This window comes from Streptomyces sp. NBC_01384 (genome assembly GCF_045040035.1).
GTDB lineage: Bacteria > Actinomycetota > Actinomycetes > Streptomycetales > Streptomycetaceae > Streptomyces.
Window position 1 is genome coordinate 6,677,372 of record NZ_CP109559.1, and the last position, 25,116, is coordinate 6,702,487.

The 25,116-nt window shown below is 67.1% G+C and carries 23 protein-coding genes and 3 pseudogenes; 15 read left to right on the forward strand and 11 right to left on the reverse strand.

What is annotated here, in order from left to right; all coding sequences use genetic code 11:
* Positions 1-104: 104 nt before the first annotated feature.
* Positions 105-935 carry an alpha/beta fold hydrolase gene (locus OG747_RS30670; RefSeq protein WP_405882605.1) on the reverse strand — a complete coding sequence of 277 codons (831 nt, stop codon included), beginning with the start codon at positions 933-935 and terminating at the stop codon, positions 105-107.
* A gap of 64 nt (positions 936-999) precedes the next feature.
* Positions 1,000-1,812, reverse strand: a complete 813-nt coding sequence (locus OG747_RS30675) for an MBL fold metallo-hydrolase (protein ID WP_405882606.1) — start codon at positions 1,810-1,812, stop codon at positions 1,000-1,002.
* A 323-nt stretch (positions 1,813-2,135) separates the two neighbouring features.
* Between OG747_RS30675 and OG747_RS30680 the strand changes: the two genes are divergently transcribed.
* Positions 2,136-2,792 carry a TetR/AcrR family transcriptional regulator gene (locus tag OG747_RS30680; RefSeq protein WP_405882607.1) on the forward strand — a complete coding sequence of 219 codons (657 nt, stop codon included), beginning with the start codon at positions 2,136-2,138 and terminating at the stop codon, positions 2,790-2,792.
* 72 nt (positions 2,793-2,864) lie between these two features.
* Positions 2,865-2,909 (forward strand): annotated as a pseudogene (locus OG747_RS30685) (hypothetical protein); the annotation flags it as partial.
* A 325-nt stretch (positions 2,910-3,234) separates the two neighbouring features.
* On the opposite strand, the gene OG747_RS30690 reads toward OG747_RS30685, so the two are convergent.
* Positions 3,235-4,281, reverse strand: coding sequence for an MDR family NADP-dependent oxidoreductase (locus tag OG747_RS30690; RefSeq protein ID WP_405882608.1), 1,047 nt, complete (start codon positions 4,279-4,281; stop codon positions 3,235-3,237).
* Positions 4,282-4,343: 62 nt separating this feature from the next.
* On the opposite strand from OG747_RS30690, the gene OG747_RS30695 reads away from it, so the two are divergent.
* The 4 genes and pseudogenes from OG747_RS30695 (at position 4,344) to OG747_RS30710 (ending at position 7,316) form a co-directional block, all read left to right on the forward strand.
* A complete protein-coding gene (locus tag OG747_RS30695) occupies positions 4,344-5,528 on the forward strand; it encodes a winged helix DNA-binding domain-containing protein (protein ID WP_405882609.1) in 1,185 nt (394 codons plus the stop codon).
* Between the two features lie 120 nt (positions 5,529-5,648).
* Positions 5,649-5,957 (forward strand): annotated as a pseudogene (locus tag OG747_RS30700) (XdhC family protein); the annotation flags it as partial.
* A gap of 97 nt (positions 5,958-6,054) precedes the next feature.
* Positions 6,055-6,720, forward strand: a complete 666-nt coding sequence (locus tag OG747_RS30705; protein ID WP_405882610.1) for an NAD(P)H-binding protein — start codon at positions 6,055-6,057, stop codon at positions 6,718-6,720.
* Between the two features lie 128 nt (positions 6,721-6,848).
* Complete coding sequence (locus OG747_RS30710; RefSeq protein ID WP_405882611.1) at positions 6,849-7,316, forward strand: nuclear transport factor 2 family protein; 468 nt, start codon at positions 6,849-6,851, stop codon at positions 7,314-7,316.
* A gap of 313 nt (positions 7,317-7,629) precedes the next feature.
* On the opposite strand, the gene OG747_RS30715 is transcribed toward OG747_RS30710, so the two are convergent.
* Positions 7,630-10,251: a LuxR C-terminal-related transcriptional regulator gene (locus OG747_RS30715; protein ID WP_405882612.1), complete on the reverse strand. Its 2,622-nt coding sequence runs from the start codon at positions 10,249-10,251 to the stop codon at positions 7,630-7,632.
* A 117-nt stretch (positions 10,252-10,368) separates the two neighbouring features.
* Between OG747_RS30715 and OG747_RS30720 the strand changes: the two genes are divergently transcribed.
* On the forward strand, positions 10,369-10,977 hold the full coding sequence (locus OG747_RS30720; protein ID WP_405882613.1) for a class I SAM-dependent methyltransferase: 609 nt from the start codon (positions 10,369-10,371) through the stop codon (positions 10,975-10,977).
* A complete protein-coding gene (locus OG747_RS30725) occupies positions 10,974-11,159 on the forward strand; it encodes a hypothetical protein (RefSeq protein WP_405882614.1) in 186 nt (61 codons plus the stop codon). The genes OG747_RS30720 and OG747_RS30725 overlap by 4 nt, the downstream gene beginning before the upstream one ends.
* A 556-nt stretch (positions 11,160-11,715) precedes the next feature.
* Here OG747_RS30725 and OG747_RS30730 read toward each other — a convergent pair.
* Complete coding sequence (locus OG747_RS30730) at positions 11,716-12,021, reverse strand: type II toxin-antitoxin system VapC family toxin (RefSeq protein ID WP_405882615.1); 306 nt, start codon at positions 12,019-12,021, stop codon at positions 11,716-11,718.
* Positions 12,022-12,678: 657 nt separating this feature from the next.
* Between OG747_RS30730 and OG747_RS30735 the strand changes: the two genes are divergently transcribed.
* The 3 genes and pseudogenes from OG747_RS30735 to OG747_RS30745 all read left to right on the forward strand — a co-directional run bounded on the left by OG747_RS30735 (position 12,679) and on the right by OG747_RS30745 (position 16,074).
* Positions 12,679-13,632 (forward strand): nitroreductase/quinone reductase family protein, encoded by a 954-nt coding sequence (locus tag OG747_RS30735; protein WP_405882616.1) that lies wholly within the window; start codon positions 12,679-12,681, stop codon positions 13,630-13,632.
* Between the two features lie 244 nt (positions 13,633-13,876).
* Positions 13,877-14,677, forward strand: a pseudogene (locus tag OG747_RS30740) (beta-ketoacyl-[acyl-carrier-protein] synthase family protein); the annotation flags it as partial.
* 1,022 nt (positions 14,678-15,699) lie between these two features.
* Positions 15,700-16,074, forward strand: a complete 375-nt coding sequence (locus tag OG747_RS30745; RefSeq protein WP_405882617.1) for a hypothetical protein — start codon at positions 15,700-15,702, stop codon at positions 16,072-16,074.
* 154 nt (positions 16,075-16,228) lie between these two features.
* Here the strand turns inward: OG747_RS30745 and OG747_RS30750 are convergent, their stop codons facing one another.
* The 6 genes from OG747_RS30750 to OG747_RS30775 form a co-directional block, all read right to left on the reverse strand.
* Positions 16,229-17,230, reverse strand: a complete 1,002-nt coding sequence (locus OG747_RS30750; RefSeq protein WP_405882618.1) for a hypothetical protein — start codon at positions 17,228-17,230, stop codon at positions 16,229-16,231.
* Positions 17,231-17,551: 321 nt separating this feature from the next.
* Complete coding sequence (locus tag OG747_RS30755) at positions 17,552-18,016, reverse strand: hypothetical protein (RefSeq protein ID WP_405882619.1); 465 nt, start codon at positions 18,014-18,016, stop codon at positions 17,552-17,554.
* Positions 18,017-18,371: 355 nt separating this feature from the next.
* Positions 18,372-19,358: a helix-turn-helix domain-containing protein gene (locus OG747_RS30760; protein WP_405882620.1), complete on the reverse strand. Its 987-nt coding sequence runs from the start codon at positions 19,356-19,358 to the stop codon at positions 18,372-18,374.
* Positions 19,359-19,621: 263 nt separating this feature from the next.
* Positions 19,622-20,182, reverse strand: a complete 561-nt coding sequence (locus tag OG747_RS30765; RefSeq protein ID WP_405885764.1) for a transposase — start codon at positions 20,180-20,182, stop codon at positions 19,622-19,624.
* Entirely contained in the window at positions 20,149-20,436 is a 288-nt protein-coding gene (locus OG747_RS30770) for a winged helix-turn-helix domain-containing protein (RefSeq protein ID WP_405882621.1), read from the reverse strand. The genes OG747_RS30765 and OG747_RS30770 overlap by 34 nt, the downstream gene beginning before the upstream one ends.
* A gap of 18 nt (positions 20,437-20,454) precedes the next feature.
* Positions 20,455-20,691, reverse strand: a complete 237-nt coding sequence (locus tag OG747_RS30775) for a helix-turn-helix domain-containing protein (protein ID WP_405882622.1) — start codon at positions 20,689-20,691, stop codon at positions 20,455-20,457.
* A gap of 976 nt (positions 20,692-21,667) precedes the next feature.
* On the opposite strand from OG747_RS30775, the gene OG747_RS30780 reads away from it, so the two are divergent.
* The 4 genes from OG747_RS30780 (at position 21,668) to OG747_RS30795 (ending at position 24,347) form a co-directional block, all read left to right on the forward strand.
* Positions 21,668-22,255, forward strand: coding sequence for a TIGR03086 family metal-binding protein (locus OG747_RS30780; RefSeq protein WP_405882623.1), 588 nt, complete (start codon positions 21,668-21,670; stop codon positions 22,253-22,255).
* A gap of 178 nt (positions 22,256-22,433) precedes the next feature.
* Entirely contained in the window at positions 22,434-23,336 is a 903-nt protein-coding gene (locus tag OG747_RS30785) for an NmrA family NAD(P)-binding protein (protein ID WP_405882624.1), read from the forward strand.
* Positions 23,337-23,449: 113 nt separating this feature from the next.
* Entirely contained in the window at positions 23,450-23,935 is a 486-nt protein-coding gene (locus OG747_RS30790) for a peptidoglycan-binding protein (RefSeq protein WP_405882625.1), read from the forward strand.
* Between the two features lie 31 nt (positions 23,936-23,966).
* The gene (locus tag OG747_RS30795) at positions 23,967-24,347 is read left to right on the forward strand and encodes a helix-turn-helix domain-containing protein (RefSeq protein ID WP_405882626.1); all 381 of its coding nucleotides are present in this window, start codon (positions 23,967-23,969) and stop codon (positions 24,345-24,347) included.
* Positions 24,348-25,116: the final 769 nt, after the last annotated feature.

Sequence of the window (25,116 nt, forward strand, 5' to 3'; positions counted from 1 at the left end):
TTCAGTGCGTTCTGCAACGCCTTCACCGTGTCGGGCCTCCAGACGCCGTCCCCGACAAGTCCGGCGCCCCACTCTCTGCCGGATCGTCATCATGCAGGCCACACCTACCCTCGACCGTCAGCGGCTGGCCGGTTCGCCTCGCCGAGGGTCCGGCGGATGGTATCGGCGACGGCCGGGGGGTGGGTGAGCTGCGGGACGTGGGCGCCGGGAATCATCACGAGCTCCTTGCCGAGGATCTCCGCGAGCCTGCGGGCCCCGGCCGTGAGAAACGCCGGGGACTCCGTCCCGTGGGCGATCGTCAAAGGGACGGTCGGTACGGCCACGTCCACGTTCAGCTCCGCCAGGTCCCTGGAGTCGATGCCGAAGAGAGTGTCCGCGTTCCCCAGCAGGCGTTCCCTTTGTGCGGCGGGGAGTTGGTCGTAGGCGTCCCCTAGCAGGAGCCGGAGCAGGGCGTCCGCCGCACCTCGCATGTCGCCGACCGCGACGAACGGCCCCACCACCGCCCGGGTGGGGGCGCTCGCCTCGGCTGGATCGGCAAGCATTGACGGCAGGAACGGCTCATGGAGGATCACGAGTCGGAGGAGGTCCGGTCGGCGCAGCGCCAACGTCAGCCCGATGCCCCCGCCCAGGCTGTTGGCGTACACCACGGCCGGGCCCAGTGCCAGCGAGTCGAGCAGGCCGGCGGCGTCGGCCGCCTGCTCGTCCATCGAGGTCGACGTCCAGCCGAGGGGGCGGGGGCTGCGCGAATGACCACGCCGGTCATAGCTGATCACGGAGTGGCTGTCCGCGAGCAGCGTGGCGACTGTCTCCCATGCGGCCCCGTCACCGAAGCCGCCGGAGATGCACAGGACGGGTGTCCCGTCGCCGCGCACCTCGTAGTAGATCTCAGCCCCGTTGACGGACGCAGTGCCGTTGCGCATCGCTGTCCTGCTCACAGCGTCTCCTTCTGTGCCTGGGTGGGTTGTTGGAAGCTGACGGACCATCGGATTGTGAACCCGATCAGGCTGTCTTCGCCTGAAGGCGCTGGAACTCCCAGGGGTCGTGGGCGGAGATGACGGTCACCTTGTCGCTGTGGTCGCGGACAAGTTCGCGCAGCCGGGCCTGGGTGCCGACACGCAGGTCGTGGTGGACCTCGGCGGTGGTCTGAACGAAGTTGAGCAGGGGGTGGGGGTGCGGGTCCTCCTGGAGCTCACGGTGGTAGTAGTAGGCGTCGCCGCAGTGCAGCAGCCACTTGTCGTCGTCCGTGCGGAGTGCCACGCCGGTGTGGCCGGCCGTGTGGCCGCCGAGCGGGACCAGCAGGATGTCGCCGGCCAGGCCCTGTGCCTGCACAGCGGTGAAGCCGAACCACATCTCGTTGGTTTCGGGGGTGTAGGGAACCCACTTCGGGCCATGGGCCCAGTGCCCGGGGCGGTAGCGGAAGCTGGGCGCCTCTGCGAACGCGGCGGCGATCTCGGCCTGCAGTACGTGGACCTGCGCACCAGGGAAATCGGGCAGGCCGCCGGAGTGGTCGATATCGAGGTGGGTGAGGATGATGTGCCGGACGTCGTGGGCTGAGTAGCCGAGCCGCTCGACCTGGCGAATTGCGGTCTCGTCCTCGGACAGCACCGGCTGTGACATCTCCACCCAGGCGGTCCCCAACACGTTGTCGGGGTCGCGTATGTCATCGAGGCCCAAACCGGTCTCGACGAGCACCAGGCCGTCCGAGTCCGTCTCGATCAGCAGGCAGTGGTTGACCGCATGCGCGGGGGACAACCCCTCGTAGGTGGGTTCGATCATCCGCACAGAGGCGCAGTTGAGGTGGTGAATTTTCATCTCACTCCTTGAATATGAAATGGCTCCGGACTGCGACTTCGGTGACCCGGGCACTGGCGAGCCGCATGCAAGAGGCGTCGTGCTGGACACGCATGATCAGCAGTGCGCCTTGCAGCGACGAGAGGATCGGCGTGGCGAGCGGCTCCGCGTCCTCGCAGGCGGGTCACCTGGCGTTGCGCGGTCTCCGCGGGCAAGCGGCCCTCCTCCGCCTCGATCTCCCGCATCGATCCGCAGTTGAGGTGGTGGATCCCCATGACGGCCCCCATTTGGATTACGAACGTTCGTCAGCTAATAGCGTACGACCGTTAGGTTAAGCTGATGTCATGAGTCCCCGCAAGTCCGCCATCGAGGCGACCGCCACCCGCGTCCGGATCATTGAGCGCGCCCTGGCCCTGGCCGCCACCGAGGGGTTGGACGGGGTGACCATCGGCCGGCTGGCAGCCGACCTGGGCATGAGCAAGGCCGGAGTAGTCGGCCAGTTCGGCAGCAAGGAGGCGCTGCAGATCGCCGCACTCGAGGCCGCGATCGAGCAGTTCCGCCGCCGCGTCCCGGCCCGAGCGGTCGGCGCCGACCCCGGGCTGCGACGACTCACCACCGCGTTCGGAGAATGGGTCGACTACATGGCCGACGCCGAAGGGCACGGCGGGTGTCTCCTCACCTCGGTCGCCGCCGAGTTCGACGGGCGGCCGGGCCCCATCCGGGACGCGGTCCTCGCTGCGCTGATGAGCTGGAGCACCTACGTGAGCACTGAAGTGCGAACAGCCGTCACCAACGGGGAGCTACCCCCGGAGACCGACCCCGAGCAGGTCGTCTTCGAGTTGAACGGCATCGCACTGGCTGTCGCCCAAGCCATTCAGCTCCACCACGACCCGACGGCTCCAGCCCGCGCCCGAACGGCGATCACCCGGCTGCTCGACGTGGCACCCCGCGAAGCCTCCCGCCCATCAAGCGACGACAACCTCACAGGGCAATACAGCTAGCGCGCTCCACGTCCGCATATAGCGGCCCTGACCCTGGCCGAGGAACTGCACTTCGGCCGCACCACCCAACGGCTGCACCTCTCGCAGGCCCGCGTCAGCCAGTCCGTCAAGAGCGAGGAACGCCGCATCGGCGCCCTCCTGGTCGATCGCTCGAACCCCAGAGACGTCCAACTCGCTCTGCATGGAAGCAAGTTCTTCGCGGAACTACGCCGACACCCCGCCTGTCGAGATCTTGTCACGGCCTTGGATCGTTCCGGACAGGCCGCCCACGGCAGTCCGTTCAGCTCCGCGGTGGTGGCGATGAGACGTGTCGCGGGGCTCGCGAAGTCGGTGGCGCAGGGTTTCGACGTTGGTCTTGGGATGGCCGTTCGCTGCCCCACCATCCGTGCCATCCACGCCGCGTCGGATCTCGTCGCAAGATCCGACGGGCCTGGCGTGTTCTTCAGGCGCCTGACACGTGGACGGACACGTTGCCCCGATAGACGCCGTCAAGCAGCGAACAGAGTGCCTGGGGTGCCTGCTGGAGTCCGCCGTCGACGACGGTGTGGGGAAACACGAAGCGACCCTGGTCAAGCCAGGCGCTGAAGTGCTCGGTCCAGGCCGCTATCTGTTCCGGTGTGTGATAGGTGGAGAATGGCAACACGTCGATGTGCTTGGCGTTCGCGGCGGTGAGGTCCGGGTCGGGGAACCTGTTCTCGTGGTCGCCGATCTGCGTCGACAGCGCCCCGCAGATCGCGAAGCGGGCATGCGGCGCGGCTGCCCGGACCGCGGCGTCGAACTGCTCGCCACCGACGTTGTCGAAGAACACGGTGATGCCCTCGGGCGCGAGTCGGCGAAGGTGATCGACAGCGGGGCCGTCGTGATAGTCGAAGGCGGCGTCGAAGCCGAGCTCGCCTACGAGGTAGTCGACCTTGGTCTTGGACCCGGCGCTGCCGATCACCTTCGCGGCGCCGCGACACTTCGCGATCTGGCCGGCCAGGGATCCGGCGCCACCGGCTGCGCCGGAGACGAACACCACGTCGCCTGGGCCGACCTTGGCGATGTCGGCCATGCCGTAGTAGGCGGTGGGTCCCTGGCTGAGGTGGTGGACCGGGCTGGGGAACTGGCCGTGGTCGAGTCGGCGATACTCGCTTGCAGGTCCCACCGAGTACTCGCCCCATCCGGTGAACCCCTGGACGAGGTCGCCGTCGGCCATGCCGGTGCTGTTGGACCGCAGCACCGTGCCGACAGTTCCGGCCCCCAGGCGCTGGCCGACTTCCCACGGCGGGATGGGTAGGTGGGAGTCGGCGCGCATCATTTCCAGGTAGGCCACCGACAGGCCGATGTAGTCCGTGCGGACCAGTACCTCGCCGGGGCCGGGCTCGGGCACGTCCAGCTGAACGAGGTCGAAGTTGGCGAGGGTGAGCGCGCCCTTGAGGTGCCGGGCGAGGCGGACCTCCCGGCCGAGGAGCGGGGTTTGCTGAATCTGAGTGTTCGTCTGTTCGTTCATGGGTGTGACACTGGATTCGATAGCGGTCAGTTTCTGACCTCAATTGCAGGCACTCTGGACGCATGAAGAAGTTCACTGCGACGGATGCGCGGGGCGGCATGGAAATGACCTGGTCAGAGACGCGTGCGAGGCGCCTCGCCCGGCACGGCCTGGGCGAGCCGGTGGCGGCCGGGCAGGTGGCCGAGCAGGTCGGGGTCATCTGCGGTGCGCACGCACAGGTGATGTCCGCCGCCGAACCGTCCGTCGCGCTGCGGGTGGCCGGGATGACGCAGGCAGGCGTGCGCGAGGCGTTGTGGACGACGCGCAGCCTCGTCAAGACGTACGGTCCGCGCGGCACCGTGCACCTGTTGCCGGCCGCGGACCTGCCGATCTGGACGGCAGCGCTTTCCGCGCTGCCGTCGCAGTCGTCCCGTTTTCCTGAGCACGTGCGACTGACCCCGGAACAGACCGACGCCGTGGTCGCGGCGATCGGGGACGCGTTGGCCGAGGACGAGCTCACCGTCGACGAGCTCAGCGAGGCGGTCATCGGCCGGACCGGTTCTTGGGCGGGTGACCTGGTGATGCCCGCCTTCCAGGGCATGTGGCCGCGCTGGCGCCAGGCCGTCCAGGTCGCGGCGAACCGCGGCGCGCTGTGCTTCGGCCCGAACCGGGGCCGGAACACGACCTACACCCATCCGCGGCGCTGGCTGCCGGGATTCGAGCCGGCCGACGCCGCCACCGCGGTCGCCGAGGTCCTGCGCCGCTACCTGCACGCCTACGGACCGGCTACGCCGCAGCAGTTCGCCCAGTGGCTGGCGGCGCCGAAGTCCTGGGGAGTCGACCTGTTCGAGCGTCTTGCGGACGACCTGCAGCAGGTGGCTGTGGACGGTGTACAAGCATGGGTGAACGCCGGGGACATTGCAGTGCCCGACGAGCAGCCCGCCGGGGTTCGGCTGCTGCCGTACTTCGACGCCTACGTCGTCGGCTGCCATCCGCGCGAGAAGGTGTTTCCAGGCCGGGCGGCCGAGCGCGCGCTCGATCACGGCCAGGCGGGCACGAAGCCGGTGCTGCTTGTCGACGGCGTGGTGGCGGGGGTCTGGCACCAGCGGCGCTCGGTCCGCCGACTGGCCGTCACCGTGGAGCCGATCGGCACGCTGACGGCGCGGCAGCTGCGCGAACTCGACGACCAGGTGGCGCGACTCGGCGACATCCTGGCGGTCAGGCCCGAGTTGACCATCGGTGAGGTGAAGGTGGGCAGCCATGCCTGACGGAAGGTCTGACCAGCGGAAGGCAGAGGCCTGAGTCCATGGCGAACACCAGCTCGCGAACCCTCCAGTACGGGCCCCAGGGAAGTGGTCCTGTTCGCGCCTGCCGAAGTGCGAGTGACGTCCAAGGTCACCGTGCCGCTGCTGGAGGTCGCTCTCCGGCTGCCTGTCGGTTACGTGGGCGCGATGGGTTCGCGCCGCACCCATACCGAGAGACTGGCCCGACTGCGCGAAGGCGGGCTGACCGACGGGGAACTCGCACGCCTGCGTTCCCCCATCGGCCTCGACCTCGGTGCCCGCACGCCCCAGGAGACCGCCGTGGCGATCGGGGCGGAGTTCATCGCCGCACACCACGGAGGCACCGCCCTGCCCCTCGGGCGGCTCAACGGTCCCATCCACCACGACCGCACGGCGTCCGACGCCGCGGTCTGAAGCTGACCTTCACAGCCAACACCGGCTGGCCAGCCGCACAGCTCTCCGAGCCGCAGATCATGTAACCCTCAAGTACGAAACCTAGAACGGAGTCGACGTGAAGGTAGTTCTCTTCGGGGCATCAGGCATGGTCGGCCAAGGCGTCCTCCGTGCATGCCTGGAAGAACCAGAGGTGACCGAGGTCATCGCCGTCGTACGGCGACCACTCGGCAAGAACGCGCCGAAGCTTCGCGAAGTGCGGCACGCCGACTTCTCCGATCTCACCCCGATCGCAGCGGAGCTGTCAGGGGCGGACGCGTGTTTCTACTGCCTCGGAGTGTCGTCGGCGGGGCACAGCCCCGAGGAGTACGAGAAGATCACGTACGGCTACACCCTGGAGGCCGCGCGCGTAGTGGCGGCCGGCAATCCGCACGTGACATTCGTGTACGTGTCAGGGGAAGGCACCGACAGCACGGAGCGGGGGCGCGTCTTCTGGGCCCGGGTGAAGGGCCGGACGGAGAATGCGCTGATGGCGATGGACATGCGCGCGTACGCCTTCCGTCCCGGATGGATCCAGCCCGTCCATGGGGAAACCTCCGGAACGCGGTGGTACCGACTGTTCTACCGGCTCACGTCCTGGCTCTATCCGCTCCTGCGCCGCGTGGCACCCCGCTACGTGACCAGCACCGAGCACATCGGGCGAGCGATGATCGCCGTAGCCCGGCTCGACGGTTCCGGACCCCGCATCCTGCGGACGGACCAGATCACCCGGCTCGGGGCGTAGAGACGCACGGACGGCAGGTCAGCCGACGGGAATCACCGGAATCCGGTGAGGACCATTCACCTGCCCGACCGCAACCCTGAAAAGGGGCGTGCAGTGAAGGCGCCGCAACCTGTGGAGGAGATGTCGCCGTGAGTATCCATACGTCAGTCACCGGAGCGGAGGCCGCCGACCGGCTCGCCCTCCGCGAACTGGTCGACGCCTACGCGTACTGCGCCGACCGGCGTGACGCCAAGGGCCAGATGGGCCTGTTCACCGAGGACACCCACTTCGTGGTGTACATGGACGCGAGGGACCCCGAGCCCACGCAGGAGCTGCACGACCGCGAGTCGCTGGCGCCGGTCTTCGACGCGCTCAACGCCTACGCCGCCACCATGCACTTCAACGGGCAGAGCACGATCGAGCTGGAAGGCGACCGCGCGAGTGGGGAAACCTACTGCCTGGCCCACCATCTGACGGAGGCCGACGGCGGGTCACGGACGATGATGGTCGCCTCGATCCGCTACCTCGACACCATGGTCAAGCAGGAGGGGCAGTGGCTGTTCGCCGAGCGCCGCCTCATGGTCAACTGGACCGATACGCGGCCGCTCCAGATCTGACGCAGACCCACCGTGCCCGAAGCACGCATACGCTGGGCGCGGCTGCGCCACCGATTGTGGCAGCCGCCGCGCCCTCACGGGGAGCAGCCGCTCGAACGCGCCGTCAGCCCGCTCGAACTGTTCTACGGCCTCGTTGTGGTCGTGCTGGTCGTGCTGGTCGTGCTGGTCGGACAGACGGCCCACCGCCTGTCCGGGCAGCTGACCTGGAGTGGGTGGCCTCGTGGTCCTGCTCGGCATGCCCTGGGGCGTCGCCGTCGCCCGCCATACGGCGAACGACGCGGTCAGGGAGTAGCAGCCGCATCCCTCTCCGGGCTCAGGCCCTGCCGCCAGGCAGAAGGCGCAGCTCACGGCCGCGCTGCACGGCCGCCGAGCGGTCGGTGACACCGAGCTTGGAGTAGATATTGCGAATATGTGTGCTGACGGTGTTCTGAGAGACCGATATTTCGTTGGCGATCTCTTGCCGGGTGAGGTTGGTCGGCAGGTAGCGCAGCACACGGATTTCGCTGGGGCTGAGCGGCTCGGCTCGATCCTGGACGGCGGCGACGGGCCTGGCGGCGCCGTGAACAGCGCGGAGGATGTCGGTGATCAGCGTACGGTGTGCGCTCGCCCCTGGTGACAGCGTTTCAAGCAGGTTCCAGGCCCCAGTCATGGCGAACGGCAGGATCAGCGGCTCCGGCTCGGCGAGGTCGAGTGCCCGCTCGACGGCTGTTCTTGCTGCGTGCTCCTCGCCCAGATCACGATGGGCGAGGGCATCGAGAAGGTGGGCTTCGATCAGCGTGAGATGAGGGTTGACGGGCGCCGTTCCCTCCAGCACGGGTTCGAGCGCGCTTCGGGCCCCGACAGGATCGTGCTCGGCGAGGTGGAGCGTGGCGACCGCGTTGCAGATCTCGCCCCTGGCCAGCTGCCGGTCCGTGAGCATGGCGAGCCCCGCCCGGGCCTGTTCGAGCAACCCGAGCCGAGCCTGCGTGGCGATCGTCCAGGACGCCACCCGATCCGCCAACGCGTGTTCGCCGATCATGAGGGCGTTCACCCGCGTGGCGGCGTCGAATTCCTCCAGTGCCCGGTCGCCCCGGCCTCGCGCGGCGTGCAGCACCCCGGTGAGGAGGTGCAGGAGCAGCCGGATGCCCGGTTCGGCGCCCGACCTGCCGGCCCGCGACGCGCGCTCCAGCCAGCGTTCACCGTCGTCGAACTCGCCCATCCAGATCTTGGCCCCGGCGAGCGTCGCCAGCGCGGGGACGATGACGGGAAGGCTGTCCCAGCCGTGCCGGGTGGCCACCGCGATCGCCTCCTCACAGCGTCGGCGGGCCAGGCCGAAGGAGTGGATGGTGGCGGCGAAACCGAGGTGCGCGAGGCAGGCGACCTCCAGGTAGGGCCGCTCGATGGCGCGGGCAAGGGCGGCGCCCTCCGCGAGGTGACGTTCGCTGTCGGAAAGCCGCAGCAACCACGCCTCCGTGACACCGAGATTGAGCAGCGCGTCGGCGCGCAGATCGCTGCCGAGGGCGATGTCGGCGCTGGAACGGCCGGTCGCGGGCGACGGCATCGAGCCCGTCAGCTCGAACACGCCGTCGAAATGGCCGCGCAGCCGCGCCAGCTGCAGTTCGAGGGAAGCGATCGCCATGGTGAGGCGGCTGTCGCGGTCCGGCGGCGTTGACTTGGCATAGGTTCGCGCGATCTCCAGATGGGCGGACGCCTCCTCCAGACGGAGCCGGTTGAGGTCGGCGGTCGCGTATGCCAGGGCCAGCTCGTTCTCGTACGTCCTGGCCGGGAAGGAACCCAGCAGCGCCTGGATGGTGTCCGTCTGGCCGTCCAGGGTCAGGCTCAGGGCATGGTCGGCGAGCAAATGGGCCGCCTCGGACCAGGCGCCCGCGGCCTGGAGATGCTCGATGGCATCGGCGATCCGCGCTCGCCCCACTAGCCAACGCGCGGCGAGCCTGTGCAGTTCATGCAGCTCCTCGGGCTGTGTCCGGCGCAGTTCCAGCCGCAGGAGCCCGCCGAACAGGTGGTGGTAGCGGAACCAGGTGCGGTCGGGGTCGAGCGAGACGACGAAGGCGTTCGCGTCCTCCAGTTCCAGAAGGATCCGCTCCGACCCGGTCGAACCGGTGAGCAGGTCCGCGAGCTCGCCGTTGACTCGGTCCAGCACGGAGGTGCGCAGGAGCAGTCGCTGGACGTTCTTGGGCTGCCGCTGCAGCATCTCAGCCATCAGATACTCGGCCACCGTGCGGTCGCTGCCTGAGAATTCGGCGACGAAACGCTCGGGGTCGGGGTGGCCGGCCAGGGAGAGCGCCGCGAGCCGCAGGCCGGCGGCCCAGCCTTCGGTCCGCTGCTGCAGTGTCGCGGTGAGGTGGTCAGGCAGCTCCAGGCCGGACGCCGCCAGCAAAGCGCGGGTCTCGGCCTCGGCAAAGCGCAGCCGCGGGCCGCGGATCTCGGCCAGGTCGCCCGTGAGACGCAGTCTGTGCAGCCGCAGGGGAAGATCACGGCGGGTGGCGAGGACCGCGTGCGCGTGGCAGGGAAGGCGGGTCAGCAGCGAGGTGAGCTGTTCGAGGGCCTCCGCCGAGCCGAGCTCATGAAGATCGTCGATCACCAGCGTGATGGGGTCGTCGGTCTCGGCGAGCTCCGACAGCACCCGGTCCACCATGGCGCCGCCGTCGAAGCCGGGCGTCGCATGCGGCGGCTCCGCCGCCTTGTTCAAAGCACCGCGGATCGCGCCGACCAGGCCGAGCCAGAACAGCTGGGCATCGTGCCGGCCGGGCCGTACCGAGACGAACGCGATGGGACGCTTCTGACCGGCCCGGTCAGCCCAGGCCCGCAACAAGGAGGTCTTTCCGCTGCCCGCCGGCGCCGAGATGATCGTCACTCGCTGTCGTGCGGCAAGGTCCAGGGTGGCGACCAGGTCGTGCCGATCGATCAACGCGACTCTGCCCGGCCCATCAGCCATCGCGCTCTCTCCTCCAGGCGAGTCACCAGCCTAATCCAAGGAGATCACCCGAATCCAGTGACGACACCTCACCGGCGCGGCCGGGACCCTGACGGCCCGACAACAGAGGGAAGCGACATGGCGATCAGTCCTCCTCAGCCGAGCGATCTCACCCTGTTCCTGGGGCAGTGGATGCGCTCACCGGCCCGGACGGGTGCGATCGCGCCCAGCTCTCGACACCTGGCGCGGCTCGTCTGCGCTCCGGTAGCAGAGCGCGGCGAGCCGGTCGTGGTGGAGCTGGGCGCGGGGACCGGCCCCTTCACCGCGGAGATCCAGCGCAAGCTCAACGGCCGTGGCCGTCACCTCGCCATCGAGGTCAATCCGCACCTGGCCGAACGCCTGCGGCAGCAGTTTCCGGGCGCCGAGGTGATAGTGCAGGACGCCGCGCTGCTGCCGCGCCTGCTCAAGGAACGCGGCATCAGCTGCGCCGACGTCGTGGTCAGCGGACTTCCCTGGGCGCTCTTTCCAGCCTCCCACCAGGAGCAGCTCATGAAGTCGGCGACCGCCCGGCTCGGACCACAGGGAGTCTTCACCGCGTTCTCCTACCTCCACGCCGTGCCTCTGCCCCTGGCCAAACGGTTCCGCCGCCTGCTGGCCGAACGGTTCGAGGAGGTCGTGCCCAGCCGGACCATCTGGCGCAACGCCCCTCCGGCCTTCGTCCTCCACGCCCGCAGACCACGCAAATGAACCCGTCCTGCAAGGGAGACGAAAACCGGGCAGACCGAGGAGTCCTCGCCCGTACGTCGCGGGGCGGAATTCGCCGCACATGGCGTGACACGGAGGGGCGGTCGGACGCCGTCGAGCAGCTGGCCGACCTCCGTGGCCGCGTCGAGGCCCTGGAGTCGGACGGCGGCGAGCGGGGCCGCTGACCCGCCGTGCCGGATGGCCTGGGGTGTGCGATCAGATTTTCTCTACGAGTTCAAGGCGACCCGCTGTCGCGGGTCGCGCGCGGCCGGGCCGGGGCCGGCCGCTACGTCGCCGCCCCGCTTGCCCACCCCGGCCATGCCGCGCAGAAAGGCGTGGCCGGGAGACCGGGCACCGCAGCAACGATCCTGACGAAGCATCATCCGCAGCGCAGAAGGTGGCCGTGACGCCCACGGCCAGGGCCGCTGTCACCTGCCTCGCTGCCGTGGTCGGCGGGCGGCTCGCTCCGGCGGAGAGTCTGGACAGCAGCGCGGATGGAGGCGGGGTGAGCGGTGGCTGGGGCGGGGGCCGACGGCTTGAGCCACCTGCCCGCGCCGGGACCCGCGTCGGGCACGACCAGGGGGCCACTCGGGCCCCTCGCGGGCAGGCCCAAAGCCTGCCCGAGTCCGCGCGCGAGCGTACGGTCCCCTGGCCATGCCCGACCCCAGTACGGACAGGACGCCGGCCCAACATCCCGCCAACCCCCGTGCGTGACGGTGCACGTCCGTTCGGGTGGCGCGGCTACGGCAGGAGAGCGAAGGAGACGGGTGCCTTGGGGCGGACGACGCTGAAGTGGCGGCGGTCGAGGGTGGCGATGGCGTCCGCTCCGAGGCGTTCGGCGATGGCGAAGACGGAGGCGTCGACCGCGCCGAGGGGGAAGTCAGCGTACTTCTCGACCAGCTCGACCATGCGCTCGATGTCCTGGGCAGCCAGGGGGATCAGGCTGATCTGCCCGAGGCTGACGGAGCACAGGAAGGCGGCCTCCGCGCGAGTTCCGTGCTCGCGTTCCAGGAGGTAGCAGACCTCGGTGAGCACGGGGTAGGGCACCAACAGGGGCGTGGGGTGCCTTGACCACACGCCGCCGCCAGAACCGGCCCACCGTGCTGCGCCACGGCTCGCCCCAAGTGAGCACGAAACCGCTGAGCACGAAGAAGGTCGCCAGGGCGCCTGTGCCGTAGGGAAGCTGAGTGCCGGCCTTGTTGATCGACTGGTTGGCGAAGAAATAGCCCGCGCCGAGGGCGTGCGTCACGAACACGGCGACGAACAGGATCGCGCGGTAGCCAGTCAGAGAGGGCAGTTGGCGGATCGGTGGAGACGCACTGGTCATGTTCCAGCTCCTGGGAATGGGTGGGGAGCCGGCGCCCGACGCCGGATCGGCCCGAAAGCTATGAGCGCGGGCTAGGGGCTGACTTGAGATCGGACCCAACTCCGGTCCACCGGCTCCCGGTTGCACCCGTCAAGGTGACGTTGCTCGATCCGCGAGGACGGTGTTACGGTTTTGCCGAGCCCCGTATGGGCCTACGCATGGAGGTAGCGGCTACTCAGCCATTACAGAGATCGGACACTTTCCATCTCTCGCAGTTTGTCAATCCTGTTCTGGGATTGCTGCGCCCATCTTCACTGCGTAGGCATGCGGGGTATTTCTGTGTCCGATTCCGGTGGCGTGGCCCTCCTTCGCGATCAATCGACACAGAAGGGCAGTGCATGAGCAAGGAACAGGCCGAGACCTGGGAGGCACAGGCCGAGACCTGGGCGGGCTTCGACGTCAATGATTTCCAGCGTCAGGTCATCGCCGAGTTTCGGGCGAACAACGGGAAGATGAGCGGCATGTTCGAGGGTTGGACATTGGCCGTGCTGACGACCGTCGGAGCCAAGAGCGGCCTGCGCCGGGAGAGCATCCTGGGGTATCTCGAATTCGATGGAAAAGGGATCGTCGTCGCCTCCTCGAACGGCGCCGACAAGCACCCCGCGTGGTACCACAACATCCGCAAGAACCCGATCGTGACGGTCGAGACGGGTACCGACACCTATCAGGCGATCGCCGCCATCCCGCCGGGTCAGGAGCGTGACAAACTCTTCGACCGCGTGATCGCCGAGGCGCCGGGGTACGCCGACCACCAGGCCAAGACGACCCGGGAGATCCCGGTCGTCGTACTGAAACGGATCGGTCCCAAGCCCGGCGAAGAGCGGGTCAAGGGCATGGGCGACTGGATCGTCGAGGTGCACGACTGGCTGCGGGGAGAGCTCCAGACGCTCCGCGCCCAGGCGGACCAGGTGATCGAGGGCGGCGCGGACTCGATCGAGCGGACGCCGCCGGACCTCGCCCAGCAGATGCGCACCCACTGCCTCAACTTCTGCGGGGCGCTGAAGAAGCATCACGGCGGCGAGGACATGGCCATGTTCCCGATGCTGGCCAAGCAGTTCCCCGCGCTCGCTCCGGCGCTGGCGCAGCTCGGCGAGGAGCACAAGGTGGTGGCGCGGCTGCAGGACGACATCCAGCAGCTCGTCGACAGCTTCGTTCCCGGTGAAACCGACCCCGTGCAGCTGCGCGCCGACCTGGAGCTGCTGGCGAACCAGCTGGAGTCCCACTTCAGGTACGAGGAGGAGACGATCGTGACGGCGCTCAACGCCACGGCCCCGGCTCCCAACTTCGGCTGATCATCCACCGTACCCCCGGGCCGGCTCCTTCCTCGGTCCGGGGGTTTCCGCTGCGCGTCGGACCCCGGCAGGAGTATGCGGCGGCCCGGAAATTCGCGGTTCCGGTCGCCCTCGACAGCAGGCCGAGTTGTCCTCAAGCGGGGGTTGCCAACGTGCATAGAGGAAGACGCTCGCCGTCCTCCTCCGGGGTCGCATACAGGCTCGCAGCGGGAGTTCTTCCCAGTATCAAGGAAGGAACCGATATATGTCCTGTCGCGTCGTGATTACAGGAATCGGGGTGCGAGCACCAGGGGCATCCGGAACAAAGGAGTTCTGGGACCTGTTGAGCTCAGGCCGCACCGCGACTCGCCGGATCAGCTTTTTCGATCCTTCGCCTTACCGGTCCCAAGTGGCCGGCGAATGTGACTTCGATGCCGAACTCGAAGGCCTGACCGCGCGGGAGATCCGGCGCATGGACCGGGTCGCGCAGTTCGCCGCCGTGTGCACCGACGACGCGGTCGCGGACAGCGGCCTCGAGTTGACCGCACTCGACCCGCACCGGATCGGGGTAAGCCTCGGCAGCGCGGTCGCGGCCTCCACCAGCCTGGACCGCGAGTACCAGATCCTGTCCGACGCGGGCAAGCAGTGGAACGTGGACCCCGGCTATCTGTCGCCGCACATGTTCGACTACCTCACCCCCGGTGTGGTGCCGGCCGAGGTGGCCTGGCGGGTCGGGGCCGAGGGACCGGTGACGATGGTCTCCAACGGCTGCACGTCCGGGCTCGACGCGGTCGGCAACGCGGTCCAGATGATCCGCGAGGGCACGGCGGACGTCATGCTCGCAGGTGCCGCGGACACCCCGATCTCGCCGATCGTCGTGGCCTGCTTCGACGCGATCAAGGCCACGACGACGTACAACGACGACCCCGAGCACGCCTCCCGGTCCTTCGACGCGACCCGCAACGGCTTTGTGCTGGCCGAGGGCTGCGCCATGTTCGTACTGGAGAGTTACGAGCGGGCCACCGCCCGCGGAGCGCACATCTACGCCGAGGTCGGCGGCTATGCGGCCTCGTCCGCACGGTCGGCTGAGCGATGCTGAGGCACACCGCACACACACTGATCTCCTCCGCACCCGCCAGAGCGCTGTACGGTCTGGCCGCCGACGTGAGCCAGTGGCCCGCCACAGCACGACGAGGCACTACGCAACACGATCACTCATGGCCTCGTAATGCGTAGGTCCCACTACCTGACGTTCACCGACTGCACTCAACACCCTGAGACGGCCTCAAGAGCGCCGCGTCGGTCCTGGAGTAGGCCCGTTGCCCACCCGTAAATCCTGGGGAGTCCCTGGGGAGTTTTCGGGGACTTTCACGTCTGTCCCGGGGAGTTTCTGGGGACTTTCCGCCGCGTAAACAGGGAAGGCCCTGACAGCGCAGAAAGACACGAACGCGCTGGTCAGGGCCCATCCCCTCAGCACTCGATGATGTTGACCGCCAGCCCGCCCCGCGCCGTCTCCTTGTACTTCACGGACATGTCCGCTGCTTTTGATCACGGCGTTGACCTGGCATTTTGGCGCGACAAACGTGGCTCGCGTGGCACCGGGGATTTTTCGGGGACTTCTTTCGGACGCTTACCTGCAAAGTATCCGGCGGCGCTCGACATCAGTTGTGCAGGGCGGAAGCAAGAACGGTGTTGACGTCCGGGCGAGCATTCGCCCGAACCGGCGTACTCGTAATGCGTAGGTCTCGGGTTCGAATCCCGAAGGCGGCTCCATGGTGAACTCCAGGTCGGGACTCTGACCTGGGGTTCCTTGTTTCTGTTGACCTTGGAATTAGGAATAAACGGACACGTGCAGTCTACGCATCGTAATGCGTAGGTCAAAGGTACGGTCTCTGTAGTGATTCCTAGGCCCCTGGCCCCTGAGCTGGGCTTTTGTGGCAATGGTGGCGTCAGCTGACGCTCTGTCAAAGGCCAGGTGCGGCCAATGTGCGGCCACGCGTGCAGCCGCAGTGCTGGGATGGCCATCAAGAGCGGCATTTCTGGGCTCAATGTTGACCGATGCCTTGTAGAGTTTCGACAGCCAGACCAATGGCCAACTTCGTCAAGCAGGCTCGGCGGCCGATCGCGGGCCTGGGATCAGCTTTCTGCGTGTCGGGCGTGCTTCGGTACCCGAACCCGATCCGGGACGGACCATCGCGGCCCTCCAAGGTCGCCGTCCGCCGTGAAGACGTCCTCGCGGTCATGGCCACCGATCCTCATCGCCCCTGGCACGCCCGTGAGATCGCCGCCGCGCTGAACACCGTCAAACAGAGCACCCTCGCACTCCACCTCAGCGCCTGGGCGTGCAAGAACCTGCTGGTCAAGACCGCGCCCGCAACCTTCCGACTCCCCGAACAGCCAGTGATAGCCGCCCCCGCAAAGCCGCTCGCCGCCACGAACACGCCGACCACCAGGGCTGCTTGACAAACCAGCATGAACCATAACTTTCTGGCATTGAACATCGAGATCGCGCGCTGATAGACGATCTTGACGCCGGACAACCGCCCCCGACCAGCACGAGTACACGACCCGCAACCCACACCAGCCCCGTGACCAGCGACTTCAAGATGGTGGATCTTCATTGCCCCGCCCTGACCACCGACATCGCGAGTTCAACATGCTGAGCGGCGTTCACTTCCTGCTTCTCCTTGTGCTGCGCGTCCTGCAGTCGCTGAGCCTGCTTTAAGATGATTTCTTGCTGATACGCGGCGCTGACCAGGGCGATCGTCTGCAAGTACTGAGTCTGGCGCTTGCACCTGACATCCGCGACGGCCGCGGCGATCTCAGCGGCGGACGGCGGGGGCAGCGTCGCTCCTGGCGGAGTGGGCAGTCCTCGGCCAAGAAGACTCCGATCGTGCGCGGGCGCCGTCGGGTCTGGGTAGTCGAAGCCGGCGTTCTTCATGCAGGCACTCCAATTGGAGGTCACCGACTTGACGCGGCTGTCCTCATGGGCGGCGCTGAGCGCCTCCGATCGGAGGTCCTGGAGAAGCATGAACAGCGCCATCTCGGCGTCGCCGCCGAGCCTCTTATATGTCTTGCTCAGGCATCCGACCTGACCCGTCTTGGGATTATCAAAGTAGGCCTGAAACACCGCGTGAGTGATCTTTTTGCCGTCTTTTGACTGGGACGTAGATGCAGTGGAACTGACTGGATCCCGATAGCCGTGACTCTTTACACTGTCCATGTCGATCACCCCGTAGAGGTGGAATGGCGCGGGTGGCTGCGGTCCAGTATTCCCTATAAGAGCCGACGGAAGTTCCAGTCCCTTGCTTCGCATGCACTGCTGCGCGAGCGCAGTCACAGCTTGCGCAATCACCGTCTCATCGTCTGCCGGGTCGTAGAAATCCAGCGGCAGAGTCATGGAACCGTCAGGTCTGATGACTGCGCCACCGCCTTGAAAATCGATCGGCTTAGAAGGATCGCCAGTGGATTCAGTGATAATCGGTGGAATCGAAGGTTCCGGCCCGGAGACATCCGGGAGGGCGGAATTTTGGGCGGATTTCCCGCCTGTGGAAGTCGCAGCACTGCTGCATCCTCCGATCACGGCAATGGCCATCAGTACTATGGCGGCCACCCGCACGGGCCTGAATTTACATATCACTTTCATCATCCCCGCTTGTGCCTGCGCCCCGGAGCACCTCATACCACTGCTTCGCCCCACCGCAGGACGACGATGCGAGCACTGATAACCGACCTATGTGCTGTGGCCGGAAAGGTTTGCCGGAAAGCTCGCGGCGTCCGGTGCGGGGCATCGAAAGGCGGAGCATCACCCGCGTACTTGATGTACTCGGGTGATGCGACAACGCGGCGAGGTGCCGTGCCGGACGTCGCGAGCCGGTGAACCTTTCCGGCCACAGCACTAGCTGATGGCGCCAGATCTTCGGCGGCGCCTACGCATCAATCAGTGCCAACGCTGGTTGCTATTCGCCCAATCAGTAGAGTTTGCGTAGACGTTATCGTATCCGTCATCATCTAGGATGTAGCCTGTCTCCACGTTCTTGAGTTCCCACCCCGTCGAGGTCGGCCACTCGTACCAGCGCTCCCACGAGTTCGTGCCGTTAGTTCCGGAGTTGCAATTCTCGGTGTAAACCTGCGCGTAGTATCCGGTCAGGCACTGGCCGAGGTGCACGTTCACTTCATTCCAGGTGCCGTCGCTGTTTTCGATGTCATTCCAGTCTGATTCACCCTGATAATGGGCGTCGTCCCCAACCTTTCCGTTGTAGTATGCGGTAAGGTAGTTGCCCGTCTTGCCATTCCGCCAAGTTATCCCGTAGCCGTCGGCGGACGCCGATCCGGATGTCACCATAAGCAGGCTCGGAATCGCCGCCCCAACCAGCAGCGACCTGACCACATTCAGCTTCTTCATGTCATTCCCGTCCATTGTTTTCGCGAGGTCGGAGAGCCAACATCCAATGCGAATGTCGCCCCTCATCGATTTCAAATCCGAGCCTTGCCCGCTGCTCGGCTACAGCGCCCGTCGACGCAGGGTGTGCAGAGCACCACAGCTCACCGCTCTCGTGCGCCAGTAGCGAGCGCGAGAGCGAGAGCGATCAAGCCCGCTTGGCACGGCACCGGAGCGCAGGGCCCAGCAGCGGTGGGTCAGGGTTAGCTGTCGATCACGTGCTCCCCCGATATTCTGCGCGGCCACTGTGCGCCCTATGGTTCTTGATCCTGCCTGGACGCGGGGGCGAAGTCGTTGACGCTGGGCGCACGGTGGTTGATCATCCGCGCACGCGGCGGTCGTAGCCGGCGAGGCGACGGAAGTCGCTGGGGGGCATGCCGTAGTGGGCTCGGAAGGACCGGCTGAAATGCGCCGGGTCAGTGAAGCCCCAGCGGGCGGCGATGGCGAGGATCGAGCGGGAACGCAACTGGGGGTTGGCCAGGTCGCTGTGGCAGTGTTCGAGTCGGCTGTGGCGTATGTGGGCCGTGACCGTGTGGGCCTGGTCCTGGAAGAGCTTGTGCAGGTAGCGGATGGAGATCTGGTGCGCCGCAGCGATCGTCGCGGGTGTCAGTTCGGGGTCGCTGAGATGCTGCTGGATGAAGGCGTGGATGCGGGTCAGAAGGACTCCTTGACCCACGTGCGGCGGTAGCAATGTGTCGACCTCGAGGCGCTGGGCGAGCAGTGCGGCGAGGAGGTCCACAGTGATGGCGGTCAGGCGGGCGGCATCGTCCGGCCGGTACCGGTCGGCGTGTCCCGTCAGCTCGAGGAGGGAGCGCGCGAGCAGGGCGCCAATGCCTTCGCGCCCGCAGAGGGGCACTACCAGAAGAGGGGCGATCTCGTTCTGAGGAATTGGCAGCAGCGCCCGAGGCAACTGCATCACTATTTCGGTGACCGCTCCGTCGGCGGTCATCGAGCCGTTGACGGGCCGTGAACTGTCGTAGAGCACCATGTCTGACCGATCGAGGACTGCGTCTCGGCCGGCCTGGGTTACACCGAGACTGCCGCGAACGTTGAGCAGAAGCTGGTAGCACTCAGGATCGGATCGCCGGATCAGCCGGGGGGTCCGGTGGACTTCAAACGATGGGTGGCTGACCTCGGACATCTGGACCGCGCCGAGATCCAGCGCGCGGACGGTGGCACGGAAGTCAGCAGAGTGGTCGGTACGGATGTCCACAGGCAGGAAAGAGCTGGCGACGAAGTCGTTCCAGGCAGTGAAGCGTTCGGCCACCGGCAAGTCCTCGGTCCGAAACAGGGTCTCGATCGTCATGTGCTGCGCCCCGAGCCTCGTATCGCGCGTATGTTCGCCAATGTGGACGTTCGTGTGCACGATAACTGGAACCGTCGAGCCGTGACGTGACTGAGGCATGCTGCGATGCGTCGGCGGCTGCCGAGCCGTGGCACAGCGATACTCCGGTTGTGCCAGGCGACCTTCGGTAGGTCGTCTCGCTCAACCGGAAGGAGAAGGAGTTACGCGGTCAGAAACGTGCTGTGCAGGTACTGAGGTTGAACTCGTGGTGGCGGGCCGGTCGATCATTCGGTACCCATGATCAGTCCGGTCTCGGTGAGGCAGCCGTCGATCAGTTCCGGTCGGTACTGGATCTTCTTGAGCTTGCGCTTCATGACGCGGGACAGGTGGTCGAGGTTGGCGGCGGCGAAGTCGGTCAGACCGTGCTTGACCAGCGACCAGATGCCCTCCTGCGGGTTGAGCTCAGGAGCGTACGACGGCAACTGGAACACCGTCAGCCACTCCTCGTTCTCCACGAAGAACAGCGCGAGCTCGTCGACCAGGTGGACGTTGAGATTGTCCCAGACCCAGACCGCGGGGGCCTTGAGCTGGTTGTGCGCTACGACGATCAGGTCGCGGTAATCCTGCCAGGTGAAGCTCTTCGCCTCACTCCTCCGTCCCCGGTACACGTGCAACCGGTAGATCAGACGCGATCGTTCGCCGCTCTTGAAGCAGACCACGCCCGCCACAGAGACCCGTCCCCGGTTCGAGCCGCGCACCCGTACCACCGGTGTCCGGCCCCTCGGTGCCCACGTGTGTCCCTTCGGCGGCCTCAGTCCCTGTCCTGACTCGTCCTCGAAGCAGATGTAGGCATCCTGAGCCGCCGCGGTGGCTTTACGGTCTCCCACACCTCACCCCGCCACCGCTCGACACTCGCGTCGTCCCGCTCCAGCGCCCGCCGGGCCGGCACCTGCGGGGACCAGCCGTGCCGCCGCATCAGCTTCCAGACCCCCTGCACCGTGTACTCCACCAGGAACAATCGGATGATCAGCGCACGGATCCGCACCAGCGTCCAGCCCTGCTCCTCATCCCAGCCGTGCGCCAGGGTTCCGCGCTCCAACTCCCGTACGAGACACTCTCATTGCGCAGGGCTCAGAAGCTCCACGCACATCGGCCCCTTCGAGCGCAGTGCTTCCGCCCCGCCCTCGCGCCACGTCCTGCGCCACTTCTCCACCTGGCGCTCCCCGACCCGAAGCTCACGCGCAACGTCCGTAGTCTTCTCCCTGCGCGCGAACCGCTCCGCGGCCTCCAGCCTCAGCTGTTCACGAGCCGCCTGCTTCTTCGGCGTCAGCCCGCCTCCCTGGGCATACCTCATAGCTCCGGCATACCGCAACGATCACGAAACGTCAGACCACCACCCGCCACTGCGAGTTCAACCGCAGTACCCGTAGCAGTAGGCGCCGGTGGAGACCCCGCCGCCGGTGTAGTACGGATTGCCTTTGTGTGATCAAAGCGTCCTGGGCGGATGGATCGCGTACCAGTTCGTCGGCGGAGGCAATGCGGCGGTGGGAGATCTGCGGACGAGGTCGGGATCAGCGAAGCCGGGCCGGGCTGCGCGTTCGAGACTGTCGTCGCTGATCTGCCCCGTCGCACTTCAGCCGATCCATCCGCGCCCGCTACGGCATGCCACCCAGCGACTTCCGTCGCCTCGCCGGCCACGACCTGCCTGTGCGCGGATGATCAACCACTGGGCACCTAGCGTCAACGACTTCGACCGCGCGTCCCGGCATGATCAAGAACCACAGGGCAGCACAGAGGCCGCAAAGGGAAGCGGGAGAAGCACGTGATCGTCAAGAACCGGATCGCCGAGTAGGTGGTCGGACGACCATGGCGGGTGCAGCACTACTGGGCCTGACCGGTACCGCCCACGCCAGCACGGGCCTCGGCCGACCGCATTGTCGGCCAGCAGACCGGTGATTACGTGGTGCCCACGGCGACCCGTACTACACCAGCACCGGAGCAAACGACACCGCCTACTGCTTCCAGTACCTGCCCACCACCTACAACTGACTTCATACGGTGCAGGCTACGGGTAACCGGGTACGCCGCAGGCGCTACCACGTCCTTGCCAAGACTCACGTCCAGCACGCTCTGAGCGGCATCGCCGGCACCATCGAGCGCCTCGCGGCCCACGCGTCTTCAGCCGTCGATCGCCAGGATCACTGACAGCGCTTCAGCTCTGCCTCGACGCACGGGGCCTGACCCGGGAATGCCGGTGGCGGCAAGGCCACTGACCTTAGACACCCCGAGATCCCTGACAGGGTCGCCCTTCGACAACGGGAGGAACCACGATGGCCGGAGATGGCTTCAAGCTGCTTGCCGACACCCACGACTCCCTGCTCGCCGCCGTCCGCGGCGTACCCGCAGACGCGTGGGGCGCGCCGACCCCCTGCAGCGACTGGTCGGTGCGTCAGGTGCTCAACCACGCCCGCCTCGACCAGCAGGCATTGGTCATGCAGATCAACGGCACAGTCCCCGCCGGGGATCCGTTCGCACCCGTGGACGCCCTGGAGGGCGACGCCACCGCGGAGCTGGTGGCCGTGTTCGCCGCGGCGACGGCAGCGTGGGAGTCCGGCCGCGACGCGGAGTGCGTACCCACTCCTATGGGCCCGATGCCCGCCGAGCTCGGCGCCGCCGCTGCCGCGCTCGACGCGGCCCTGCACGCCTGGGACATCGCCCGCGCGACCGGTCAGGACCTGCCTCTGAGCGAGTCCGTGGCCGAGCGGCTCGAGGACATCGCCGGCCGCCTCGTCGACTTCGTCCGGGACAACTTCGGCAAGTACGGCCCGGCGCTCCCGGTCGCGGCGGATGCGAGCCGCGCCGACAAGCTGCTCGCCTTCACCGGCCGCGCCCCGCACTGGGCGCCCAAGGCGGACTGACGCGTCAGCGGCGGCGAACCCAAGCCAACCGGGCGTTCGTCACCGCTCAGTTCAAGGGCGGGAGGCAGGTTCGCCGGGTTGAGCCAGGCCCCGCTATATGGGACAGACCCTGTCCCGTAATCCTCTTATCGCCTGTCTCAGAACGTGCTGGTGAGCATTTGAGTCGGAGGGAATGTTCATGATTCTTGTCATCGGCGGGACCGCGCACTTCGGGCGGCAGACGGTGGAGACGTTGGCGAACGCCGGACGTCCGGTACGGGTGCTGTCGCGCGATCCCGAGCGAGCCGGGCTGCCGAAGGGCGTGGAGGTGGTGCGCGGGGACCTGGCCGATCCATCGACACTCGCGCCGGCGCTGAGGGACGTGACCGAGCTGTTCCTTGTACTCCCCTACGGCATGGACGCCCAACCGCTGCTGGAACAGGCGCGGGAGGCAGGGGTCCAGCACGTGGTGTTCCTCTCCTCCGGGGCGGTCGTCGACGGGGCCGACCCTCAGCCGGACGTGATCGCCGATTACCACGCCGGGGTGGAGCGGGAGATTCGCGCGACTGGTATGGACTGGACGTTCCTGCGGCTCTTCTTCCCGGCGATCAACTCGCTCGCCTGGGCCATGCAGTTGCAGAGCGGCGATGTGGTTCGCGGCCCGTATGCGGCGGCAGCGGCCTCGGTGGTGCACGAGCGCGATGTCGCGGAGGCAGCCGCCGCAGTACTCGGCTCCGCCGAACACGCAGGGCGTGTCTACGAGCTAACGGGCCCGCAGTCCCTCACGCAGACCGACCAACTGGGGGTGCTCGGCCTCGCCCTGGGCCGGAAGCTGAGCTTCGAGGAACTCCCGGACCAGGACGTGCGGCAGCAGCTGAGCCAGTTCATGGACGCCGCCTTCGTGGGCGCCCTGCTGGACCTGATGGCGGCCACGGTCGGCAAGCCAGCGGCGCTGAACGACATCGTTGAGCGGCTGACCGGCCATCCAGCGCGCCCGTACGCGCAGTGGGCCGAGGATCACCACGTGGAGGACCCGGGGGCGTTCGCGAGGTCTTCTTCCATTCACGGAGCCGCCCTCGGTCCTTCCGGCGTCGGTCAGTGATCCTCGGCCCCGGTCGGGGTGATCGCCAGGCACGCAACATGTCGGGTAGTGCGGGAGTCAGAAAGACTGTGAGGCGGGGGACGGATCTCCGCCGTGGACAAGGGAGTTCTTGGATGCGTTTCAGCAAGCACACAGCCACTGCGGCCCTGACGGCCTGCCTGCTCGCGGGTGCCGTCGACCTCTCCGCCGCCCCGGCGGCCAGCGCCGCCAGCACGTACTCGTGTTCGAGCGCTTACCAGAACTGGACCCAGATCGGCGCGTACTCCGGCTACTTCATTTACTACGGCTACTACGACGGCACGAGCTACGTCCCCTCAAGCGGAAGTTGGAGTTATGCCGCCGTCGAGGCGCAGTGCATACTCAACCGTCTGGGCTACGGCCTGACCGTGGACGGGTACTACGGCCCCCGCACGCAGGCGGCCGTGGCCGACTTCCAGTCGCACCACGTGCTCGCGGCTGACGGCTTCGTCGGGCCCAGCACCTGGCCCGCGCTGCGCTACTTCGCGGCCAACCAGTCAAGTTGCCTCCCCTTGTCCTCCGCCTTGTCGTTCGCGAAGGTCCGATCGGCGTCGGCGGTTGTGCATCCCGACGGCTGCTGACCGGTCGGCGCGGCTGCCGAACCGATCCGCTGTGCCCTTTGGCGTCCGACGGCAGCCGCACATCAGGCGGCCAACGAGGCGTCGCCGCCGCCCCCCGACCGGCTGGGATGCCGCAGTCCCACACGTTCAGGTCCTCGCAGGTCACGCCGCCAACGTCGCCGCCGACATCTCACTGCGCAGCCTGTATGCCCTGTTCGAGGGCCGGCCAGAGAGCGTCGCCGCGTCGATTCGGCAGCGTCGACTCGAACGATGCCGTGCCGACCTCGCCGACCCCGAACTGCGCAAAGAGTCCGTTCAAGCCATCGCCGCGCGCCGGGGCTTCACCAGCGCCACCGTGTTCAGCCGTACGTTCCGCGCTGCCTACGGAACCACCCCGACCGAATACCGGCACGAGTTCCTGGACTGTCCGTGACGGATGAAGCTGTCGCTATGGCCCTGAGGTGCTGTGAGGAGCAGTGCGCTTGCCTAGAATGTCATCCATGCTGCTCAAGGGCTTGCTTGGTGGCTGCGGCAGGATGATCACTCGTGTTGCTTCGCCTGGCGTACGTGACCGTCACCAACGCGTTCGCCATTGGGTGTAGTTCGTTTCGAGTGAAGGTCGGGATCACGCGGTGAGGTCGTATACGGCCTGGTCGGGTGTGGGGTAGAGGCGTTCGTGTTCGCGGGCGGAGTGGAAAACGCCAGTAGGCGTCGAGGTCGCCGTTGCTGGTGAGGGCGCGAAGGGCCGGAGACAGGTTCGCCGGACTGGGCCAGGTCCTCGCCATATAGGACAGATTTTGTCCCATATTCCTCTTATCGCCTGTCCGAGAGGGCGGTATGCGAGTTGATGGGTGATTTGTCGTCACTGATGACGGTCGGCGATCACGGAGGGAGTCAGCTCCGGGTCGTTTCGTCGACCGATACCGCCGCGAATGGCTTCCCGGCCTCAACGCGCGAAAGCGCCGGTGTCCGCAGTGCCGCTCCTGCGCCGCGTGGCACCCCGCTACGTGACCAGCACCGAGCACATCGGGCGAGCGATGATCGCCGTAGCCCGGCTCGACGGTTCCGGACCCCGCATCCTGCGGACGGACCAGATCACCCGGCGGGGGCGAGTGAGGTGAGTAGTAGCCCCGGCCGATTCAAAAGACCCCATCACCACCGGGTACCAGCGCCTCGGCTGCGGCGGCGTGGCTCCAACCAAT

Coding starts and splice junctions, on each gene's coding strand:
- OG747_RS30715 (WP_405882612.1), bottom strand. CDS start 10,251: ATGGCTGATGGGCCGGGCAGAGTCGCGTTGATCGATCGGCACGACCTG.
- OG747_RS30735 (WP_405882616.1), top strand. CDS start 12,679: ATGAGCAAGGAACAGGCCGAGACCTGGGAGGCACAGGCCGAGACCTGG.
- OG747_RS30680 (WP_405882607.1), top strand. CDS start 2,136: ATGAGTCCCCGCAAGTCCGCCATCGAGGCGACCGCCACCCGCGTCCGG.
- OG747_RS30785 (WP_405882624.1), top strand. CDS start 22,434: ATGATTCTTGTCATCGGCGGGACCGCGCACTTCGGGCGGCAGACGGTG.
- OG747_RS30675 (WP_405882606.1), bottom strand. CDS start 1,812: ATGAAAATTCACCACCTCAACTGCGCCTCTGTGCGGATGATCGAACCC.
- OG747_RS30690 (WP_405882608.1), bottom strand. CDS start 4,281: ATGAACGAACAGACGAACACTCAGATTCAGCAAACCCCGCTCCTCGGC.
- OG747_RS30755 (WP_405882619.1), bottom strand. CDS start 18,016: ATGAAGAAGCTGAATGTGGTCAGGTCGCTGCTGGTTGGGGCGGCGATT.
- OG747_RS30780 (WP_405882623.1), top strand. CDS start 21,668: ATGGCCGGAGATGGCTTCAAGCTGCTTGCCGACACCCACGACTCCCTG.
- OG747_RS30725 (WP_405882614.1), top strand. CDS start 10,974: ATGAACCCGTCCTGCAAGGGAGACGAAAACCGGGCAGACCGAGGAGTC.
- OG747_RS30790 (WP_405882625.1), top strand. CDS start 23,450: ATGCGTTTCAGCAAGCACACAGCCACTGCGGCCCTGACGGCCTGCCTG.
- OG747_RS30720 (WP_405882613.1), top strand. CDS start 10,369: ATGGCGATCAGTCCTCCTCAGCCGAGCGATCTCACCCTGTTCCTGGGG.
- OG747_RS30695 (WP_405882609.1), top strand. CDS start 4,344: ATGAAGAAGTTCACTGCGACGGATGCGCGGGGCGGCATGGAAATGACC.
- OG747_RS30760 (WP_405882620.1), bottom strand. CDS start 19,358: ATGACGATCGAGACCCTGTTTCGGACCGAGGACTTGCCGGTGGCCGAA.
- OG747_RS30775 (WP_405882622.1), bottom strand. CDS start 20,691: ATGAGGTATGCCCAGGGAGGCGGGCTGACGCCGAAGAAGCAGGCGGCT.
- OG747_RS30745 (WP_405882617.1), top strand. CDS start 15,700: ATGGCCAACTTCGTCAAGCAGGCTCGGCGGCCGATCGCGGGCCTGGGA.